This is a genomic window from Salinispirillum marinum (genome assembly GCF_042650105.1).
GTDB lineage: Bacteria > Pseudomonadota > Gammaproteobacteria > Pseudomonadales > Natronospirillaceae > Salinispirillum > Salinispirillum marinum.
This window is the reverse complement of sequence record NZ_JBHSAL010000002.1, coordinates 999,197-1,019,068: the sequence shown is the minus strand read 5'-3', so window position 1 is coordinate 1,019,068 and position 19,872 is coordinate 999,197. Positions and strand designations below refer to the sequence as shown.

The 19,872-nt window shown below is 53.5% G+C and carries 15 protein-coding genes; 8 read left to right on the top strand and 7 right to left on the bottom strand.

The window, feature by feature from the left end:
• Positions 1 to 5 precede the first annotated feature (5 nt).
• The 3 genes from ACFOSD_RS11915 to imuA all read right to left on the bottom strand — a co-directional run bounded on the left by ACFOSD_RS11915 (position 6) and on the right by imuA (position 5,395).
• Positions 6 to 3,137 (bottom strand): error-prone DNA polymerase, encoded by a 3,132-nt coding sequence (locus ACFOSD_RS11915; protein WP_380696798.1) that lies wholly within the window; start codon positions 3,135 to 3,137, stop codon positions 6 to 8.
• Positions 3,138 to 3,199: 62 nt separating this feature from the next.
• Positions 3,200 to 4,639: a Y-family DNA polymerase gene (locus ACFOSD_RS11910; protein ID WP_380696796.1), complete on the bottom strand. Its 1,440-nt coding sequence runs from the start codon at positions 4,637 to 4,639 to the stop codon at positions 3,200 to 3,202.
• A 12-nt stretch (positions 4,640 to 4,651) separates the two neighbouring features.
• Positions 4,652 to 5,395 (bottom strand): translesion DNA synthesis-associated protein ImuA, encoded by a 744-nt coding sequence (imuA, locus tag ACFOSD_RS11905; RefSeq protein WP_380696794.1) that lies wholly within the window; start codon positions 5,393 to 5,395, stop codon positions 4,652 to 4,654.
• Between the two features lie 186 nt (positions 5,396 to 5,581).
• On the opposite strand from imuA, the gene ACFOSD_RS11900 reads away from it, so the two are divergent.
• Positions 5,582 to 7,531: an alpha-amylase family glycosyl hydrolase gene (locus tag ACFOSD_RS11900; RefSeq protein WP_380696792.1), complete on the top strand. Its 1,950-nt coding sequence runs from the start codon at positions 5,582 to 5,584 to the stop codon at positions 7,529 to 7,531.
• Positions 7,532 to 7,600: 69 nt separating this feature from the next.
• Here the strand turns inward: ACFOSD_RS11900 and ACFOSD_RS11895 are convergent, their stop codons facing one another.
• Positions 7,601 to 8,881, bottom strand: coding sequence for a flavohemoglobin expression-modulating QEGLA motif protein (locus ACFOSD_RS11895; protein WP_380696790.1), 1,281 nt, complete (start codon positions 8,879 to 8,881; stop codon positions 7,601 to 7,603).
• A gap of 168 nt (positions 8,882 to 9,049) precedes the next feature.
• Between ACFOSD_RS11895 and ACFOSD_RS11890 the strand changes: the two genes are divergently transcribed.
• The 4 genes from ACFOSD_RS11890 to ACFOSD_RS11875 all read left to right on the top strand — a co-directional run bounded on the left by ACFOSD_RS11890 (position 9,050) and on the right by ACFOSD_RS11875 (position 13,224).
• Complete coding sequence (locus tag ACFOSD_RS11890) at positions 9,050 to 9,799, top strand: HesA/MoeB/ThiF family protein (RefSeq protein WP_380696788.1); 750 nt, start codon at positions 9,050 to 9,052, stop codon at positions 9,797 to 9,799.
• A gap of 95 nt (positions 9,800 to 9,894) precedes the next feature.
• Entirely contained in the window at positions 9,895 to 10,401 is a 507-nt protein-coding gene (locus ACFOSD_RS11885; RefSeq protein ID WP_380696786.1) for a TIGR03546 family protein, read from the top strand.
• Positions 10,402 to 10,407: 6 nt separating this feature from the next.
• Positions 10,408 to 12,375 (top strand): TIGR03545 family protein, encoded by a 1,968-nt coding sequence (locus tag ACFOSD_RS11880; protein WP_380696784.1) that lies wholly within the window; start codon positions 10,408 to 10,410, stop codon positions 12,373 to 12,375.
• Between the two features lie 24 nt (positions 12,376 to 12,399).
• Positions 12,400 to 13,224 (top strand): DsbA family protein, encoded by an 825-nt coding sequence (locus ACFOSD_RS11875; protein WP_380696782.1) that lies wholly within the window; start codon positions 12,400 to 12,402, stop codon positions 13,222 to 13,224.
• Here ACFOSD_RS11875 and ACFOSD_RS11870 read toward each other — a convergent pair.
• The 3 genes from ACFOSD_RS11870 to ACFOSD_RS11860 form a co-directional block, all read right to left on the bottom strand.
• Positions 13,210 to 14,292, bottom strand: a complete 1,083-nt coding sequence (locus ACFOSD_RS11870) for a M48 family metallopeptidase (RefSeq protein WP_380696780.1) — start codon at positions 14,290 to 14,292, stop codon at positions 13,210 to 13,212. The genes ACFOSD_RS11875 and ACFOSD_RS11870 overlap by 15 nt on opposite strands.
• A gap of 4 nt (positions 14,293 to 14,296) precedes the next feature.
• Positions 14,297 to 15,391 carry a YjgN family protein gene (locus ACFOSD_RS11865; protein ID WP_380696778.1) on the bottom strand — a complete coding sequence of 365 codons (1,095 nt, stop codon included), beginning with the start codon at positions 15,389 to 15,391 and terminating at the stop codon, positions 14,297 to 14,299.
• Positions 15,392 to 15,531: 140 nt separating this feature from the next.
• Positions 15,532 to 16,422, bottom strand: coding sequence for an acyltransferase (locus ACFOSD_RS11860; RefSeq protein ID WP_380696776.1), 891 nt, complete (start codon positions 16,420 to 16,422; stop codon positions 15,532 to 15,534).
• A 130-nt stretch (positions 16,423 to 16,552) separates the two neighbouring features.
• Between ACFOSD_RS11860 and ACFOSD_RS11855 the strand changes: the two genes are divergently transcribed.
• The 3 genes from ACFOSD_RS11855 to ACFOSD_RS11845 all read left to right on the top strand — a co-directional run bounded on the left by ACFOSD_RS11855 (position 16,553) and on the right by ACFOSD_RS11845 (position 19,860).
• Positions 16,553 to 18,355 carry a sensor domain-containing protein gene (locus ACFOSD_RS11855; RefSeq protein WP_380696774.1) on the top strand — a complete coding sequence of 601 codons (1,803 nt, stop codon included), beginning with the start codon at positions 16,553 to 16,555 and terminating at the stop codon, positions 18,353 to 18,355.
• A gap of 100 nt (positions 18,356 to 18,455) precedes the next feature.
• Positions 18,456 to 18,905 (top strand): NfeD family protein, encoded by a 450-nt coding sequence (locus ACFOSD_RS11850; protein ID WP_380696772.1) that lies wholly within the window; start codon positions 18,456 to 18,458, stop codon positions 18,903 to 18,905.
• A gap of 19 nt (positions 18,906 to 18,924) precedes the next feature.
• Entirely contained in the window at positions 18,925 to 19,860 is a 936-nt protein-coding gene (locus tag ACFOSD_RS11845) for an SPFH domain-containing protein (protein ID WP_380696770.1), read from the top strand.
• Positions 19,861 to 19,872: the final 12 nt, after the last annotated feature.

Genomic DNA, 19,872 nt, shown 5'->3' with positions numbered 1-19,872 from the left:
TCACATCAATGAAAGTCGCGCGAGGGAAGGCGAAGCCCCGACAGCAGGTCACTGCGATCCTGTAGATGATTCGCCACCACATGGACCACATCGCCTTCTTTTTCTAAGACACCGGTTACCTGTAGCAAATGCGCCATCAATAAGGCTTTGCGTTGTCGGCGTGCCGTACTGAGCCATACCACCACATTGGTATTACCGGTTTCATCTTCCAGGGTCACAAAGGTTACCCCGGATGATGTTCCGGGGCGTTGTCGCCCCGTCACCAAGCCACAAACCACAACGGCCTGCTTGTGCGGCGGTAACTCCTGCAACTGCTCGGCACTCAACGCTTTGGGGTGTAACTGCCCTTGTTCACGTAACAGGGCCAGAGGGTGACGTTCCAGCGTAAGGCCTAGGCTGCTGTAATCTTCCAGAATATTGTCACCTTCGCTGGGTGCCGGCAGGGACAACGCCTGCTCGGTGAACATGTCAGCGGTAAACAACGGCGTAGCGGCGACGCGGCCCAGGGTGTCCCAGCGCGCTTGATAACGATGCCCAGACAAACTACGGAAGGCACCGGCCGACGCCAGTACCTGCCAGTCTCTTTGCGCGAGGTGAACGTTCGTTTGCAGGTCGGTGAGGGCTGCATAACCTGTTGGCGGGCGCTGCCGCAAGATCCGTTGCGCGGCCTCTGCGCTGAGACCTTTGATCAGGCGCAAACCGAGTCGAATAGCGGGTTCGGGCTTTTCAGGGGTACTGTGTGAGGCGGGCAGGATATGATGATCCCAGGTGCTCGCATTCACGTCCACCGGCAGAATTTCCACGTTATGCCGAAGTGCGTCTTGAATTAACTGTGAAGGCGAATAGAACCCCATAGGCTGGCTGTTCAACAACGCACAGCAAAAGATCGCCGGTTCATGGCACTTCAGCCACGCCGAGACATACACCAATAGAGCGAAGCTCGCGGCGTGTGATTCGGGAAAACCATATTCACCGAACCCTTGAATCTGTCGGCAAATACGTTGAATAAATGCTTCACCGTGCCCGCGCTCCCGCATGCCTTCGATCAGCCGCGCTTGCAGTTGCTCCATGTGGCCGTGCTTCTTCCAGCTGGCCATGGCGCGCCTGAGTTGATCGGCCTCACCGGCACTGAAGCCCGCTGCGGCCATCGCTAAAGCAATGACTTGTTCTTGAAAGATTGGCACGCCCAATGTGCGTTCCAACACTTTCTTGATCTCTGGCGAGGGGTAATCGACAGGTTCAAGTCCATCACGGCGTCGCAAATAGGGATGCACCATGTCGCCCTGAATAGGACCGGGACGAACAATGGATACCTGAATGACCAAGTCATAATAATTTTGTGGCCGTAAGCGTGGCAGCATATTGATCTGTGCACGCGACTCCACCTGGAACACACCGATGCTGTCGCCTCTTTGCAGCATCCGGTAGGTGTCGGGATCGTCTTGTGGCACTGTGGCCAAACGGTATTCTCGACCATAGAAATCTTGAATCATGTGAAAGCTTTTGCGGATCGTCGACAACATGCCCAGCGCCAGAATATCCACTTTAAGCAAGCCCAGTGCTTCCAAGTCGTCTTTGTCCCATTGAATCACCGTGCGGTCTGCCATGGCGGCGTTTTCCGTCGGTACCCAGTGGTTTAGGTGATCCGCCGCAATGACGAAACCACCAACATGCTGTGACAAGTGTCGGGGAAATCGTTGTATTTCTATGACCAACTCAATGAAGCGTTGGGTCAGTAAGGCACTGCTTCTACCGATGGGATCTGGCAGTTGGCGCAACTGCTCAGACCAGGGATTTTCGGTATCACGACGGTCAAGTTGGCGAATCAGCCGGTCCATGTCCGGTTCATCAAACCCGAGTGCTTTACCCACATCTCGAATGGCGCTCTTACTGCGATAACTGATGACTGTGGCGGTCAGGGCAGCGCGATGGCGTCCGTATTTTTGATAAATGTATTGAATGACCTCCTCACGGCGCTCATGCTCGAAATCGACATCAATATCAGGAGGTTCGTTGCGCTCACGGGAAATGAAACGCTCGAAAAGCAGGGTTACCTGTGCCGGATCAACTTCTGTAATGCCCAAGCAAAAGCACACCGCCGAATTTGCTGCCGAACCGCGCCCTTGGCATAAAATACCCTGGCGGCGCGCGAAGCGTACGATGTCTTCTATGGTCAGAAAGAAATGTTCGTAATGCAATTCGATAATAAGATTGAGTTCCTTGGCGATGTCACGTTGTACGCTCAAAGGTGTGCCTGCCGGGTAGCGTCGGCGCTCGCCTGTGTGCGTTAACTGCCGTAAATAGGCTGCCGCGGTAAGGCCTTGAGGGACGATTTCCGCAGGGTATTCGTAGCGCAACTCGCTTAACTCAAAGACACAGCGCTGGGCGATCTCTTGGGTCTGCCTAATGGCGGCTTCGTCATAAAGTAGGCTCAGGCGCTTGCGACTGCGCAAGTGTCGCTCGGCATTGATGAACAACCGATAGCCTGCGGTTTGAAGGGTGCAGCCATGTCGGATGGCAGTCAGGGTATCTTGCAGGCGTTGTCGCTCAGGTACATGCATATGCACCTGATTGGTACACACTTCGGGCAATGTTAATTGTTGTGCCAGCCGTTGTCGGTAAGCATAGAGATGGTCTTCATCAGGCTCCAAATGGCGGCTGTTCGCGATCCAGAGGCGCTTTGGGAATGCGTTCTGTAGCTGTTCGAATGCGGCGGTGTCTTTGTGCGCATCCCCTGAGGGATACCACAACAATAAACAGTCACTGAGCGCCTCCGGGTCGAGGTCACTGGTCAATAGTTGGTATTCGCCTTTGCGGGCTCGGCTTCGGGCCCGAGTGATCAGTTGGCATAGCTGCGTCCACGCCAGACGGTTCGGAGCCAGTAAGACAAAATAAAGCTCTTCCAGGTGAAACTCACTGCCCACGATTAACTTGAGCGACAGTTCATGCTCACGTCGATATTGCCACGCGCGCACCACGCCAGCGACACTGCATTCGTCGGTAATGGCGAGGGCGCTATAGCCCAAGGCACTGGCTTGTGCGATCAGTTCTTCCGGGTGCGATGCACCGCGTAGGAAGCTGAAATTGCTCAGGCAGTGCAGCTCGGCAAAGGGTAATAGGTCGGTATGGGGAGGCATAACACGTACTCAAGTACAACAGCTTAGCCAAAAAATTCAGCCCGATTCACTAGCCCGATCCACTAGCCAAAGTACCCGGCAATAAACCACTGTTGGTCTGGTTGACGATAAACCCAGCACAGGCTGCGGTCAGGCAGTTGAGCACGATAGTAATCACGGCAGACCGCATGGGCATCCCACCAACCTGTTTTGATGCGCTCGGGGCCGCCTAACAAACTGAGCTGTTGACGTGCGACCGGCTGTGGTTGATAGAGTAGCCAGTACGGACGGCGTCGCGGCCAGCCGGAGCCCGGAGGATTATATTGCGCCGTTGACGGCTCGGCGGCTTGCAATACCTGTTCTCGGACACTGAGGTGCGGTCGGTGATCGGCGCGCAGGCGCAGTTGCCTTACGCTGGCATGACCAAGCCGCGCTTGTAGGTGACTGGTGAAGCGTCTTAGCGCAGATGGTCGGGTAGCGCGTTCGTCGGTGGTGTGCAGTACCGACAGGGCTTCAGGTACTAAGGGTAATAAACGGCGAACTTTCACGTCGAAATGCATCACTTCGGCATCCAGCGTCAGCCGTTCCAGCTTTAGCTGGGCAATTTTGAGCCACTCTTCTGCTTTGTGTGTGCCGACCGCACTGCCAAGCGCAATCCGCTTAGCAGGGTGTGCACGATAGTTAAGGCGCAAGTGAATTTCGTCGGTGCATTGCTGCGCATTCATCAGGTAGTGTTCCAGTTCTCGGAATACCATTTGCAGCGGAAACAGTAGGCCCTGGGTGTAACGAATATCTTCATGCAGTTCGACATGACGATGAAAGCGCTGTGGTGGTACATACCATGTTTGCGGGTCAGCCAGGGTGCCGTTTAACTGTGCGCGCCATTGCAATAGGGTCTTACCGAAACGTCGACCGACCGATGCATCGGGTAAGGCCATGAATTCACCCAGCGTGCGAATACCCATCTTTTCTAAGGACATGGCTGTTTCAGCGGGCAGTCGGCAGTGTTGAATCGGCAGGGCCAATAGCTTGGCTTCGGCCTGTTCTGTCGTTATGCCCACTGTAGAATCACCGTTTTCGGCCAATAGTCGAGCCGCCTGCGGATTATTGCCTCGACTGGCCTGTACCGTGAAACCCATGGCCTGTACTTGTTGTATCAAGGCAACTTGCAAGGAATCCAGGTCGGGATGTAGTCGACGCATGGTATTCATTTCCAGCAACAGCCCTTGCGACGGATGTAAGGCGATTTGTGCGACTTGTCGATAGAGCATTGCCGCCGTTTGTGTCAACGCCGTTTGGCATTGTCTGTCAGACGCCTCAAGACATAGCAGTTCAGGTACTAACGCGGTAGCGGTGGCCAGTGACATGCCGCTCTGAATACCCGCCGCTTGGGCTGGCGGGTCGGCGAGCATCACCTGCTTACCCGAACTGTCCAGCATGACGGAGGGTGGTTTAGGGCTTGGCCAGTAGCGGGTTTGCTGTTCGAGTGCCAGATAGGGAAAATGCAAATACAACCAACGCATGGCGGCGACCACTCAGTGCCAAGGGCCGCGAATAATGGGGGCTTTAGCCGCGTTGGATTGAATGCCAGGTTGCGTTAGCTCACCAAACCCGAGGTCCAGTTGCAACGGTTCGCCGGGCCATCCGGCGCGGCGCTTGAGTACCTTAACCTGTGTACCCTGTGTGCTGGGCTGCAATTCTAAACGAACCGCGGCGGGCGATGTGTTCTGCGCTGTGGCAATAGGGCGGAAGAGGAATCCGAGTGTCTTACCGGTTTCTGCAGCCAGTTGAAGGCGACGGGTTTCAGCACTGCTCAGTGTGTTGGGCCACGCCATAACCGCACTGCAACTGCCTGTACGCAGGCTTTCTTCCAGTGTCCATAGTAGGTCACGTATCGACTCTGGGCGGATGATCAATAACTTACTGGTATCGACACCGGCCGCTTCCAGAGCGGCAGCGTTAGGCAAGAAAGGCGGGGCAATCATCATGATCCAACGTGACTGCTGACTGAGTTCGGCCAGTGCTGGTATCAGTAAACGCATTTCGCCAATACCGGCCTGCTGGTAAAGGACTTCGGTCAGCGCGCCCTGTGGCCAGCCTTTGCCTGCGAAGAGGTTGTCCAGTGCGGAATAACCGGTCGATATGGTGGCTGGTTCCACGGCATGCCAGTGTTTACCTTGCCAGACTTGCCCTTGGGCAATCACTTGATCCAGTGAAGTCTCGGTCGCCTTATGGGCTGGCGTGTTCAGATCGGTCGAGTGCATAGGGGAATACGTCATTGTCATTACCATACTGGTTGAATATACAGTATGTGTATTTATATACAGTAGTATTGTGGTGGTCAAGCCTGATTAGCAAAAAATATCCGTTAAGACGCAAGTTAAGATTCGCCCCGAATTGCCCGTACCCAAGCATAGCCCCTATACTGCGCCCATTGATCACGTTTCAGTTTAGGGTTTAATTTGATGACGCTTTCGGTAGCCCCGTCCTTTGAATATGATGTACAGCGCACGTTGAATCGGCTACAGCCGGGGCTGCAACAGCGCGCTAAGTCACCTGCAGAATGGCAGGCGTTTGAACAGAATTTAACGCTCCATTTTCCTCGGCTGTTCGGGCTCTTGCGGTCGCTTTATGGAGACCAATACGATTTTTTCTATCACCTTGAACAAATTCTGCACACGGCATTTTCATCGTGGCAGGCACGATCGGCAGCGCTAAAGAAGCAAGATAAACAGCGTGCAGCCAACCCGGATTGGTTTCGCAGCGAGAACATGTTGGGTGCTGCATGCTATGTCGATTTGTTCGCGGGCGACCTTAAAGCACTGCAAGAGAAAATCCCCTACTTCAAAGAACTGGGTTTGACCTATCTTCATCTCATGCCGTTGTTTAAGGCGCCTGCGGAAAACAGCGATGGCGGTTATGCGGTATCCGATTACCGGCAAGTTGACCCGGCCTTAGGCACCATGGCCGACTTGAAAAAACTGGCCACGGCCTTGCGCAAAGAAGGCATCGTGATGGTGTTGGACTTTGTGTTTAACCATACGTCTGACGAGCATGCCTGGGCAGAGCAGGCGAAACAAGGTGACACCGAATACCTGAATTATTACTTTTGCTTTGAAGACCGCGCGGAAGTCGATTCGTATGAGCGCACGTTGCGCGAGATTTTTCCAGAAATTCGCAAAGGCTGCTTTACCTGGCGTGAAGACATGCAGCGTTGGGTGTGGACAACCTTCAACAGCTTTCAGTGGGATCTGAATTATCGTAATCCCGCTGTTTTTAATGCTATGGCGGGTGAGCTGTTGTACTTGGCGAACGCCGGGGCCGATATTTTACGGTTCGATGCTTTGGCCTTTGTGTGGAAAGAAAAAGGTACGTCGTGCGAAAACCTGCCACAAGCGCATGCGGTCATTCAAGCGTTCAATGCCGTGGCAGCCATAGCCGCACCGGGCTTGTTGTTCAAGTCGGAAGCGATCGTGCACCCTGATGAAGTGGTGAAGTACATCGGCCGAGATGAATGCCAGCTCTCTTATAATCCCTTATTGATGGCCATGCTGTGGAACAGTCTGGCGACGCGCAAAGTGCGCTTAATGACCCATTCCTTGCAGCAACGTTTCCCCATTGCAGATGATTGCGCCTGGGTCAATTACATTCGTTGTCACGATGACATCGGCTGGACGTTCGACGATGCCATTGCCTGGCAACTCGGCATCAACCCGGATCACCATCGTCAATTCTTGAATCGTTACTATACCGGCCAGTTTGAGGGCAGTTTTGCGCGCGGCGTGCCATTTCAGGAAAATCCACAAACCGGCGATTGTCGTGTAGCGGGCATGCTGGGTTCTCTTGTTGGCTTGGAAAAGGGTTTGGAAGAAGACAACGCTGCAGTGGTGGACATGGCCATTCGACGTATTCTGCTGATGCATGCCATTATTTTCAGTATTGGCGGTGTGCCCTTGTTATATATGGGTGATGAACTGGGCTTGTTGAATGACTACAGCTATGAACAGGACCCCGCTAAGCGCAATGACAGCCGTTGGGTGAATCGTGTTGCGGTGGATGAGGCGACACTGGCCCAAAGAAATGTCCAAGGCAGTGTTGCCGAACGGGTGTTTGGTGGCCTACAGCATCTGTTAAAGGTACGTCGTCAATGGCCTGTGTTGGGCGCCGGGGGAACACATATTCTGGAAACCGGTAACATTCATGTGTTTGGTTTTACCCGCTTCCGGGATGATGAACAGTTGCTGGTTTTGGCGAACTTCTCCGAAACACCGCAGTCGGTCAGTCAGGACTTCATTCGTGGTGCCTACTCGCACGCTGACTTGTTTGATCTGTTGCAAGGTGAAGCTGTGCCCTTTGCGGAAGGGCGGTTGCTGTTGGCACCTTATGAGGTGTTTTGGTTACAAGCGCGTTCTTAAAGTCTGGGGGGAGATTACTATGCCTCTTGGGCATAGCCGTCTGCCTCGGTAACGTGGCCAATACGCTGATCAAATAAATAACGGTCGATAATCGTTTTCCAGTTGCTCAAACGACAAGCCGCCAATAAACCGGCCAAAGCTCAGCCAGGTGGCAAGCCCGCGCAAGTCTTTGAAATGGGGCGGCACAAACTGAGGTGCGCTGATCACGCCAAGGTCATGCAGTTCAGATACCAAGCGAAATTCATCGATGGACAATTTTCCGACCAACAGCAAGGGCAGGCGGTCAATCCGGCCTAGTTGAATGGCCACGCGGATAAGATTGTAAACCAGCACAAAGCCTTTGATGTACGCCAAGTCCTTGGTGAAGGGTAAACCTGTGGGTGTGCTGCCACGAAAAACACGCTGCGCTAGGGTATAGCTTTCGTCGGGTGTCATGCCTTGCTCCAGACAGAGCCGGTAAACATCCACGAATTCTGCGCCGTCGATCGCTTGCGTGACGGCGAGAATGCGTTGCACCAGCTTCGCTAAGCGGCGAGGTGTGGATTTTAGGGTTATGATTTCGGTCAGCACTGCCAATCCTTCTTGTGTGACGGTGGCGCTGGGGGTGCCCTTGCTTAAACAGGTCAAATAAGGCTGGGCCAGACCATTCTGGGTCGTGCCAACATGCACCCAGCCTTCATGCGCTTCGAGAATATCCAATTCACGCTGTGAGAACATGACATCTTGGTTCAGCTTTATCCGATCGCTCCCGGCCGCTGCATCACTGACAATACCGTCTGAGATCATCACCTGAACGCCAACCCCTGCCATACTGATGTCCAATTGTTGCTTTAACCGTGCAACCGCTTCTGGTGCCGGTACGTCGCGGTTTTCCTCCGGCAGGACATCGGCCGCGAGGAGATTGGCCAGCGGTTGTTGCAGCATGACCGCCAATTCGGATAGCGAGGGTTCACCCGCATGAAAGACATCGCGCGGGTGACCAAACAGCTCAACAGAAAGGTTGTGAAATTCGGTTGTCCCACGGGCTTCAAGCATCCGAATCACATCACGGTATTCGCGGCACATTTTACTCATGAATTGCGTAATCGGGCTCAGTTGGCCCAATTGCCGCACGATGTCGCGTTGCAAATCCGAGAACGCTTGGCGCAGCTCTGTTGGGTTAAAACCCAGTTCTCGCTGATGGTAATAGGCGGCACTGATGTCAGGGTTCTTTTGTGCTTTGTGGCGCATGAATTCTTCTTTGATGCTGCGATCCCAGTTAATGGCATCCAAAATGCGGATGGGGGTTTGCAAACTGATCAGGCGATCAGACAGTACCCGCGTCTGATCCAGTAAGGCTTGCTCTATCATAGCGACTCTCAGCAAAAGACAAAGAAGGAAGGATACACAGAGCATAAAGCGAATTCGGCCGGAAACCAATCGACATTCTTTAGCGCCTTGAGGTGCCGACAGCCCGTGTTGTTCTGATGGTCATGAGGTACTATTTGGCCAAGCACAGAACCCGGTATCCAGAAGGCTATGTTGACTGACCAAGAATTATTGCGCTATTCACGCCATATTTTTTTGCCCGAAATAGATATTGCCGGACAAGAAGCCTTGAAGCGGGCGCGTGTCCTCATACTCGGCTTGGGTGGTCTGGGAAGTCCAGCCGCCTTGTATCTGGCGGCGGCAGGGGTTGGGCATTTGGTTTTGGTGGATCCTGATGTGGTGGAATTGTCGAATTTACAGCGTCAGGTCGTGCACAGCACCGCACGAATTGGCTTAACCAAAGTGGATTCGGCGGCACAGGCTTTGCGTGCACTGAACCCCGAGGTCGCGTTAACCACCTTGCCTATGGCTTTGGACGAGCAGCAATTGCGAGCGGAAGTTGAACAAGCAACGGTGGTGTTGGCGGGAACAGACAATCTGCCCAGCCGCCATGCGGCAAACCGGGCCTGTGTACGGGCACAGATTCCTCTAGTGTCAGCAGCTGCCATTGCCTGGGAAGCACAATTGAGTGTGTTTGATGCGCGTCAGCCCAACTCACCTTGTTTGCATTGTTTGTACCCGGAAGACAGCGACACCCAGCTCACCTGTGCGGATACAGGCGTCGCCGCACCTTTAGTCGGAGTTATGGGTAGCTTGATGGCGCTCGAAACACTCAAACTGATTACCGGTGCAGGTGATCCCCAGATGGGTAAAGTGCAGCTTTTTGATGCCAAAACAAGTCAATGGCAGATGCTGAGCCTGCAGCGTGATCCCAATTGTGCGGTCTGCGGATCGGAATGATTCAACAACGAAAAAAGCCGGTAATCATGTGGCAATCTAATGCCTGAACGGCGTTGGTTTCGTTATACTGCCCCGAATTGCACAGGAGGGATGCTATGCTTGGTCCGATCAATAAATTGTTATCTGCCCTGCAGTCCGATGCGAGCCCATGGCAATTAGCGTGGGGTTTCAGTCTCGGTATGGTGCTAGGGCTCACCCCCCTGTGGTTGCCCAGTATACTAATCTTGTTTCTTATCCTTGTGTTACGGGTCAATGTCGGTACGGCTCTGGCCGGATGGGCGCTGTTCGGCGGGCTATCACTAGGGCTGGCACCTTGGGCGCATCAAGTGGGTGAATGGTGGTTGCTGCACCCCGAATGGGCATCAACCTGGACATCACTTTACCAATATAGGCTGTGGCAAATCGCCCACTTGCATCACACGCTCACCTTAGGCAGTTGGGTCTTTGCGGTGCTGTTGTTTGTTCCTGTTGCGTTCTTGAGCAAAGCCATGGTGCCGGTCATTCGAGCGCGCGTTATCCCTAAACTGCAACGCTATCACCTCGTGCGCACGAGCAAAGGTGCTGGTTTATTCAGCCGTGCTTTCGGTTTCTGGCGAGGATAGTAGGCCATGAAGATATTTCGTTGGAAAGGCCTCGTCTCCTTTGTGGTGGTCATGGCTGTGTTGTGGGGTGGCGGTTGGCTATTTGCTGATGCCCTGGCTCGTATGGCATTGGAACGCGGTTTAACGCAAGTCAATGGCGCACAAGTTGATATTGCGCAGGTTGATGTGCGCTGGCAACCGTTGGGAATTCAATTAACCGATATGGCGGTAACGGATCGAGCACAGCCGGCGCGTAATACCGTTAGCTTGGCGTCGGCCGAAATAGCCTTGGATGGCTTAGCCTTGTTGACCGGCAAATGGGTGCTGGAGCGCGTAACGGTTGATGGTTTGCAGTTGGGGACTTTACGCAGCACACCAGGACGTGTGGTAGAACGACCAGAGCCTGAAGAAACAGCACGCGAGCCCAATCCACAAATGGCCGCCTTGGCTGACACAGTGGAGTTGCCGTCGCCTGAGCAGGCCTTGGCGCGTCACGGTGGTTTGATCACCGAGGCGCGAGGTCAGGCGCTTGAGGAAACGTGGAATGAAGCCGATGCGCGGTTGCGTGAACGTGTGACGGCCTTACCTTCCGAGGAGCGTTTGGCTTCGCATCAGGCACGTTTGCAGGCGCTGGAGAATCGATCCATCAATTCATTGGACGATGCCAGAGCGATTCGACAAGAACTGGAAACCTTGACCCAAGCCGTAGCACAAGATCGCCAGTCCATGTCCCGCTTTGTGCGTGCGGTGGATGAGAGCGAGACTTCACTGCGCAGCGCGTTAGCTGCACTCGCCGCCGGACCAGAAGAGGATTGGGCAGCCATTCGGGCAACCTACAACCTATCCGGTGAAGGTCAGGTTGCATTGATTGGGCTGTTACTGGGTGAGCAATGGGCTGACTGGCTGGCGCAAGGACAACGCTGGTATGGTAAGGCCGAACCTTGGCTACAGCGTTTGGCAGACCGACGCAGCGCGCGTTCGGAGACTGCACAAGCTCAGGTCGATGGATACTTCGTGCTGTTTCCAGAGCGCAATCCGCAACCGCAATTTTGGCTGCAAGAAGCCCGAGTCTCTGCCTTGGTACAGGGCGGTGCGTGGCAAGTTGAACTTCGTGATTGGTCATCGGATCAAGCGCTGATTGATGCACCTGCACGCTTGCAGGCGCAGTCTTCTCGGTTACCGCAAGCCGATCAGGCGTCGGTCGCCTTGACGTGGGATCTCCGAAACGCGTCACGTATCGACATTGCTGCCCAAGCAGACAATTGGCGCGTCGGCGGGTGGCAATTAGCCAATCCCGAAATGCCGTTGGGCTTAACCGAGGCGCAGACTCAGATCACACTATCGGCAACTCGAACGACACGTTGGGATGGGCAACTCGACTGGGCGTTTTCCTCGCCAGACTTCGGCATGCCCGCCAGTTGGGGTAGTCGGCACCCTTTAAGGCAAGCGTTAACGGATATATCTACGTTTTCCGTCGCGGGTGCTTTAGGCGGTACACAATGGTTTCCAGACATCCGTTGGTCTTCCGATTTAGACGATCAGGTGACGGCCTCGGTGACCAATCAAGCCAATGCTCAGTTGGCAGCGTGGCAAGCGGATGTCGAAGCTGAATTACGCGCCCGGCAACAAGCCTTTGCGGCACCGGTGCAGCAGGAGTTAGCGCGGTTAAATGCGCAACGTACGCAGTGGGTGGCGCGTCAGGAGGCCTTAGAAGCCGAGGTTATTAGCGCCGTGGCTAACGTTGAGCAGCGGGTTGCTGATCAAGCGCGGAACTTAGAGGCTGCAGCCACGTCTGAATTACGTGCACTTGAAGCTGCTGCGCAAGCCGAACGAGAAGCTTTGGAACGGGCGGCAGAAGAAGAGCGCGAGCGCTTGGAAGCTGAAGCAGAAGAAGAGCGTGCGCGCTTGGAAGCGGAGGCGGAGGCTGAGCGTCGACGGATCGAGCGCGAGGCAGAGCAGCGTGCGCGCGATGCCATCCGAAACCGATTATTTTAAAAGGTCGAAAGGCCAGAGGGCAGTATGTTGAAACAATGGACAATAACCATCGGTCTGATCGCCATTTTAGTGCTGGCGGGCGGGTTGGGTACATGGGCGGCTCAAGCGACATTTGAGCGTTCCAGTGGTCAAATGAATGATTTGGAAAACCGGTTGAGGGAATTAGGTCTCACGGAAAGCCAGCTACAAAACACCATCGCGCAGGGCATAGAAACCTTTATTATTGACCAGCAAATGGCTCAAGCGCGCGCGGAACAGGAGCGTCAAGATGCGCTGGCTGCGCGGCTGAGACCCATTAATCCACAAGAAGATTTCATCGCCGGGTCGTTGAATGCGGAGTTTTCAATGATCGAGTATTCCGACTATGAATGCCCGTTCTGCAAGCGCTTTCATGCGACCGCACGTTCCTTTGTGCGCGACAATGTCAGCGTGAATTGGGCGCATCGGCATTTCCCACTGCCCAATCACAACCCGATGGCAACCCAAGCGGCCATGGGCGCTGAATGCGTTGGTTATTTGGCGGATGCTGCGGCCTATTGGGCCTACACAGATGCCTATTACGAGCGGACACGATCGAGTGGCCGTGGGGTAGAAGGTCAAACGGTACAACAGTTGATGGAAGAAGTAGGCGTTTCCAGTGCCGATGCACAAACCTGTTTGAACGACCCGCAAATACTGGCCCGTGTGCAAGCGATGACAGATGAAGGCCAGGCAGCGGGCGTTAGCGGTACGCCGGGCGTTTTCATCCGTCATAATCCAACAGGTCAGGTTATGCGCATTCCCGGCGCGGTACCTCTGCCGCAACTGCAGGCCAGTTTTAACCAGTTTCGTGCATCAGTCGGCGGCTGATCCCGAAAAGCGCTGTACCCGTTCTTCAGTGACCGGGTGTGTAGACAAGTATTTGGATAGGCTGGATTCGGGTTCGCCCAGTGTCCTACAGGCTTCCAGCGTCTCGCAGCGCCCATCGTAGGTTAAGCGCAGCATGATCCGGCCAAAATGGTCGGTATCCATGCCGCGGTACAGCATGGCGTCGCGGGCGAAATCGTCCGCTTCACGCTCAAAGCGGCGTGAATAGCTTAATTCAGAGAATACCAGGGGCGCCGTGAGCACCAACTCAGCGGTGGCTGACGAGTCACCCACCAGCAAGCCCCACGCCAGCGCCATTAGTGATCCCCGAACAACACTCTGTACGCCATGGCGATGATGTACGTGGGCGATTTCATGCAACAAAATGGCTCTGAGTTCATCGGGATGTTCGGCCAAACTCACCAGTTGGTCGGTAAATATCATGGTGCCGTCCGGCAGTGCCAACGCATTCGCACCAAGATCACCACCATCGCGAAACAGCACTTGGAGCGTTAAGTAAGGGTAGTCGTCCAGCAGGGGTTGAAAGTGTTCCAGCCAACGTGTCTGTTCTTCGGCGTTCAACGTGCTGGGTGAAAACAAGGTGCGGTCGAGCGCGATGAGGGTTTCCTGCGTTAATTGCTCAGTCACCGGTGCGGGAAGGTGCATGGCAACCACACGGGCCAGGCCTGGTATGCCATAGGCATATACACACCAGCCGAAGACCAACATGAAGGCCGCTGTGGCCGCGATAAATTTTCGGTGCGATTCCAGTCGATGCGCCAAGCCGGACCAGCGTTTAGGCGTTTGTGTCTGGGCAATACGATCCAGGCTCGCGTGGTCATTGCTGGTGAATTTCCCCGCCGGAAACCCGACAAAACGGGTCGTATTACCAATCCGTGATGAAACTTTTATTTCCGTCAGCCGTGCTTGGGCTAATACTTCAGCGGTTGCCTGGTCGAGGATATCGAATTGATCTGTTCCCTTCGAATCAGAGCACAATCGTGCCGGTACGCGACGGGACGAACCCGCCGCGTACCAGCTTCCTTCGACGACAATGGGTGTCGTGAACATACGGTTATACACCTACGTCCAGATCGAACAGATCACCAATGCCTTCGCCCAGCGTTGATACTTTTTCGTCTTGCTCGGAGATGAATTCATCGAGGTCGCCGAACACCACCGCATCGGTGTGCTCTGCGGCGTATTTTGCCGAACGTACTTTAGCCCAAGGAATGAATAGCCCTAAGGTGAGCAGTGTAAACAAGGTGTTGGTAAACAACAGTTTAAAATAAGAGCCAACACGCCAGTTGGGTGCAAAACTGTGTTGGCCGACATAACTTGAACCATAGGTAATGTTGGCCATTTGTACGTTAAAAATGGCAAACAAGAGCAAATAGCCACCTAGCCATACCGGTACCATTAATACCATGCCCAGCGTCTGAAGAACCACGAAGCCAACGGCCAACAAGGCGATCCAGCCCACGGTTACACCCAGTAAAATACCAAATAATGCATAGAACTCGCCGGGGCGGGCCGTAAAGGTGAAGGGTGAAGTACCAAACTGGTGCTGCCCGACAATGTATTTTTGTTGTTGGTAAATCGCAAAGGGCATCAAAATGCCTACCGTGATAACGCCCAAGATCGGCCAGAGCAAGAAAGCCTTATAGGCACCACCTAACGAGCCTCTGAACACAAAGGGAATGTTTCGATACAGGCTGAACCGTGCATTGAAGCGCAGAGACTGGCGAATAGCCCACGGCATAAAGACAAAAAATGCCCCTGTAGCAGCGAGTGCCCAAACCAGCGAGAAATTTTCCGCAAACACATAAAGCGCAAAGAAAACAGAGGCGATGATTCGCCCGGCCAGAATCTTCAGCGGGTCGGCGGTGTATTCAAAGGTCGCGCCTTCCAGCTCGGTGTTGCCATAGAAATATTGTTGATTGCGCACTTTGGCCCAAGCGGAATAGATGCCTAGGGTGACGATGGTTAAGCAGAGGTTAACTATCCAAATGCCGAAGTATTCTTTTCCATTGCCATGGAATTGGAAAGGGCTTTTGTGCGTGTTGGTTAAAGATAAGGTGGCATCAAGCGGTGGCGTACCACGCCAGTTGGTTTGCTCTTGCTCGTTGTTTGTTCCATTGAATGGGAGGTCACCCGTGTATTGCGTCATGATTAAGTCCTTGGTTGTGTTATCCGTTGTCGCTTGGTGGCTTGGCAATCGCCTCTCCGACCCATGCGATGCCGCATAATATGCCATCAACCGTTCATGACGCTATGGTCTATCTCCTACAGCGCTTTGGGATTTCCCCTTTATTGTTGTGCTGTGTGATCCAGTTCACATAGGAGCGCATCTTTGTTTGCCCAGAGGTCGGAAACCCATTGCTGAAAGCGCGCTCGGTATTCGGGATCGGTCTGATAGCCGCCACGCACCCAGGCGTCCGTAATCGGGTATTCTCGGAGGTGGACGCTGACCTCAGTTATTTGGCCGGACACTAATTGCCAAAACGTGGGTACGCCCTCCGGGTAGTGAATCGTAATATCCAGCAAAGCACCGATTTGGTCGCCCATGGCTTCAAGCACAAAAGCAATGCCTCCGGCCTTGGGGCGTAGCAGGTGTTTGTAGGGTGAGTTTTGTGCTTGATGTTTAGCCGCCGTGTAACGAGTGCCCTCGGCAAAATTAATGATTGAAACCGGAATGCCGCGAAATTTCTCACATGCGCGTCGCGTGATTTCCATATCTTTACCCGCCAAATGAGGGTATCTGGCGATGTGCTCTTTGGAATAACGCTTCATAAAGGGATAGTCCAGCCCCCACCACGCCAAGCCGAGCAGTGGGACCCAAATCAGTTCCTGCTTAAGGAAAAATTTGTAATACGGGACACGACGATTTAGCACTTGAATAAGGGCAGGGATGTCGACCCAAGATTGATGGTTAGCCACAATCAAATAGGAGGTGTCTTTACCCAGATTAGCTGACCCATGCACCTTCCATTGAGTTTTGGTGCACAACGCAAAAATTCGCTTGTTGGTTTCGGCCCAAGTCTCCGCAATCCACAAAATAATTAACGCGCAACGACGCCGGAAGGCCGGCACCGGGATGATCAGCTTCAATATCGCAAAAAACAGTAACGGCCCTATGCCGAGCAGGGTATTGAGCAACATAAAGAAGGATACGAGACAGCCCAACACGGCATATTTCATACTATTTCACCGACATTAAGAGAAAATAAGACGGCTCGAACACTGTCAAAGTAACCTCAACTTGCAGTAGTATGCACCGCACCGTTTCATACCGTACACTACTCTTAGTGTCCCTTAGCAGAGGTCAAGAGTGACGCATTCGAACTCCCATGCGAAGCGCCAAGTTTACCGCTTGCGTAAACTGCTGCACAAATATCGGCAAGCATTTGTGCTGCAATCGGCGGTATTGCGTCTGGCTGACCTCGCTAGTGCCGTCACGAACATGAAAGAGTTTTATCCGGCCGTCCATGCGCTGGTCAGCGAGCATCTGCATGCGACCAATTTCTATGTCAGCATGATCACCCCAGAGCGGCAGTTTCAGGTGGAATACTTGGCCGATGAGGATGAAGTAGTTCCTCTGGACAGCATTTCATCAGACACCTTAGCACAAGGATTAACCGGCTATGTCGCCCAACTGGGTATGCCTTTCCTATGTGACCAAAAGAGTTATCAAGCCCTATTGGATCAGGGTGCGGTGATGCGCAGCGGCAGAATGATCACACAATGGATGGGCGTTCCCTTGCGACGTGACGATAGCGTCATCGGGGTGATGGTGTTACAGAGCTACGATGACACCATACATTACGACGAGCGCGATTTGTCGTTATTCGGCCAACTGGCAGAATACACCGTGGTGGCGATAGACCGCGTGCAACACCGAGAGTATTTGGAAGCGACCGTCGAACAGCGCACTTCAGCCTTACAACGTATTAACGACTCTCTGCAACATGAGATCCGCGAGCGCATTGAAGCGGTAGAATTGCAAAAAGCGTTGTTCCAGATTTCTGAACTGGCCGCTGATGGTGCCGATACCACAGAGTTCTATACCGCCATTCAAGGTGTTTTGGGCGGGCTGATGGATTCGGAAAACTGCTACATCGCGTTGGTCAATGAAGACCGAAGCCTGCTCGCCTTTCCGTTCTATCGTGACCAATACAGCGTACCAGCCTTTACCCGGCCGATGGCGAGAGGGTTAACGGAATACGTTATTCGACGTGGTGAAACCACACTGTTAGACCGGCAAAAAGTGGATGCTTTGGCAGCGCAGGGGGAAGTGGTGCCAGCAGACTTCAACAGTGTAACAACCACGCATCGTCCAACCAGTTGGTTAGGCGCACCCTTGAGCCTTGGCGGCGACGTGATTGGTGTGGTGGTGGTGCAATCCTACAATGAAGATTACGTTTACGGAGAGCGCGAAAAGACCATTTTGCACTTCGTGTCACAACACATCGCCGTAGCAATCCAGCGACGTTTATCCGCCGATCAGCAACGGCAGCACCAACAGGAGCTGGAACGTCGCATCGCGGAAAGTACGCAAGAGTTACGTGACGCCAACGAAAGCCTGCGCCGGGAGGTGGAGCAGCGCAAGAAAGCCGAGCAGCGCTTGTATTTTGAAGCCAATCACGATGCCTTGACCGGCTTGGCCAATCGACAGAATTTCTTGCAACAACTGACGTTAGAACTGGCCAAGCGTAAACGGAAACCCAATGGCCTGGCACTGTTGTTCATGGATCTGGACAGTTTCAAGGAAATCAATGATACCCACGGTCACCACGTAGGCGATGAATTGTTGATTGAGGTAAGCAAGCGCTTACAGACCGTGGTTCGTGACCATGATTTGGTGGCCCGACTCGGCGGGGATGAGTTTGTGGTGCTGTTAAATGTGATGGAAGAACGAGCCCATGCCGAAGATGTCGCGCAACGCATCATCAATGTGCTCACCGAATCTGTTCGAGTGGCGGGCCTGGAATTGACCACCGGCGCCAGCATTGGCATTGCGCACTGGCAGGCGCGCTATGACACGCCGGAAGAAATGATGAAAGATGCTGATGCGGCTATGTATCAAGCCAAGGGCTGTGGTCGAGGCTGCTTTGTGGTTCACCAAACGCACTGATCAACGCCGTCCTATCCAACCCTGCGACTGAGCGCGCGCCTACTTTTCCGCACACTATGCTATGCTGAACCGGCATCCATTACGTTAAAAAGGAAGAACAATGAATACAGCAATTATTTGGGTGATTGTGGGCATTGCCCTCATTCTCAGTGAGTTGATGGCGACCAGCATCGTCGCCGTTTTCTTAGGAATCGGCGCCCTGGTAACCGGGCTGTTGGTATGGCTCGGCTGGGTAGACAGTTTAGGCATGCAATTTACGTTGTTCGGGATAATTAGCTTGCTCAGTTTGGTCGTTGCCCGTAAACATTTTCAGCGCTTATTTGGTGGTTTTACGGCAGACGCGGGTGAGCAGGGCAGCCAGTTTCAGCGCGATATTGGCGAGCGCGTAACGGTTGCGCAAGATTTCAGCCAAGGCAGTGGTCGTGTCACCTTGAATGGTGTAGCGTGGGATGCCGAATCGGCCGATGACTTAAAGGCTGGTGAAGTGGCTTGGGTGATCGCCAATGAGGGGATTCACCTAACCGTAACACGTCAAAAACCGGGTAATTAACCTCTGTAAGGAAAGCATCATGGAAAATTTTGATCTCGGAACACTGCTTGGCATCGGCATCGCGCTGGCGGCCATTATTGTTATTCTTAAGTCGGCGCGCATTGTGCCGCAGCGAAGCAACTTCGTCATAGAGCGTTTGGGCAAGTATTCCCGGACCCTCGACTCAGGCTTCCATTTTCTTATCCCCTTTGTCGACAAGGTGGCCTATCAACAAGTACTCAAAGAAGAAGTCATTGATGTAGAGCGCCAAGCCTGTGTAACCAGAGACAACATACAGGTGGGCATCAACGGGGTGATGTACATTCAGGTCGTGGATTCCCATAAAGCCAGTTACGGTATCAACGACTATCGTTACGCCGCCTCGCAGTTGGCACAAACCACCATGCGTTCGGTAATCGGGCAAACCGACTTGGATAAAACCTTCGAAGAGCGGGCCAAGATCAATGAAGAAGTGGTGCGGGCATTGGATGAGGCCGCAGCACCTTGGGGCATTAAGGTTCTGCGTTATGAGATTTCTGACATTGAATTGCCGACCAGCATCAAAGACGCCTTAGAACAACAGATGCGTGCCGAACGTGAACGTCGTGCTGCCATTGCCAAGTCGGAAGGTGAACGTCAGGCCATGATCAACGTATCGGAAGGCCAGAAACAGGAAGTCATCAACCTGTCCGAAGGTGAGAAAATGAAGCAGATCAACGAGGCAGAAGGTCGCGCCCGTGAGATCGAGCTGATCGCTGAAGCCACGGCGGAAGGTATTCGCAAAATTGCCCTCGCCATCAAAGAACCGGGTGGTTCGGAAGCCGTCAGTCTTCGCATTGCTGAACAATATGTGAAAGAGTTCGGTAATCTGGCGAAAACCAATAACACCATGATCATCCCGGCAGAACTGTCCAACATTGGTGGGGCGGTTGCCGGGTTGTCCGAGGTGTTGCGCGCTACGCAGAAGAAAACGTAATCGGTAACGAGA

Excerpts from the sequence above, each read along its gene's own strand:
- ACFOSD_RS11880 (WP_380696784.1), top strand. The coding sequence starts at position 10,408 with ATGAAGATATTTCGTTGGAAAGGCCTCGTCTCCTTTGTGGTGGTCATG.
- ACFOSD_RS11890 (WP_380696788.1), top strand. The coding sequence starts at position 9,050 with ATGTTGACTGACCAAGAATTATTGCGCTATTCACGCCATATTTTTTTG.
- ACFOSD_RS11875 (WP_380696782.1), top strand. The coding sequence starts at position 12,400 with ATGTTGAAACAATGGACAATAACCATCGGTCTGATCGCCATTTTAGTG.
- ACFOSD_RS11860 (WP_380696776.1), bottom strand. The coding sequence starts at position 16,422 with ATGAAATATGCCGTGTTGGGCTGTCTCGTATCCTTCTTTATGTTGCTC.
- ACFOSD_RS11900 (WP_380696792.1), top strand. The coding sequence starts at position 5,582 with ATGACGCTTTCGGTAGCCCCGTCCTTTGAATATGATGTACAGCGCACG.
- ACFOSD_RS11895 (WP_380696790.1), bottom strand. The coding sequence starts at position 8,881 with ATGATAGAGCAAGCCTTACTGGATCAGACGCGGGTACTGTCTGATCGC.
- ACFOSD_RS11910 (WP_380696796.1), bottom strand. The coding sequence starts at position 4,639 with ATGCGTTGGTTGTATTTGCATTTTCCCTATCTGGCACTCGAACAGCAA.
- imuA (WP_380696794.1), bottom strand. The coding sequence starts at position 5,395 with ATGACGTATTCCCCTATGCACTCGACCGATCTGAACACGCCAGCCCAT.
- ACFOSD_RS11845 (WP_380696770.1), top strand. The coding sequence starts at position 18,925 with ATGGAAAATTTTGATCTCGGAACACTGCTTGGCATCGGCATCGCGCTG.
- ACFOSD_RS11885 (WP_380696786.1), top strand. The coding sequence starts at position 9,895 with ATGCTTGGTCCGATCAATAAATTGTTATCTGCCCTGCAGTCCGATGCG.
- ACFOSD_RS11850 (WP_380696772.1), top strand. The coding sequence starts at position 18,456 with ATGAATACAGCAATTATTTGGGTGATTGTGGGCATTGCCCTCATTCTC.
- ACFOSD_RS11865 (WP_380696778.1), bottom strand. The coding sequence starts at position 15,391 with ATGACGCAATACACGGGTGACCTCCCATTCAATGGAACAAACAACGAG.
- ACFOSD_RS11915 (WP_380696798.1), bottom strand. The coding sequence starts at position 3,137 with ATGCCTCCCCATACCGACCTATTACCCTTTGCCGAGCTGCACTGCCTG.
- ACFOSD_RS11870 (WP_380696780.1), bottom strand. The coding sequence starts at position 14,292 with ATGTTCACGACACCCATTGTCGTCGAAGGAAGCTGGTACGCGGCGGGT.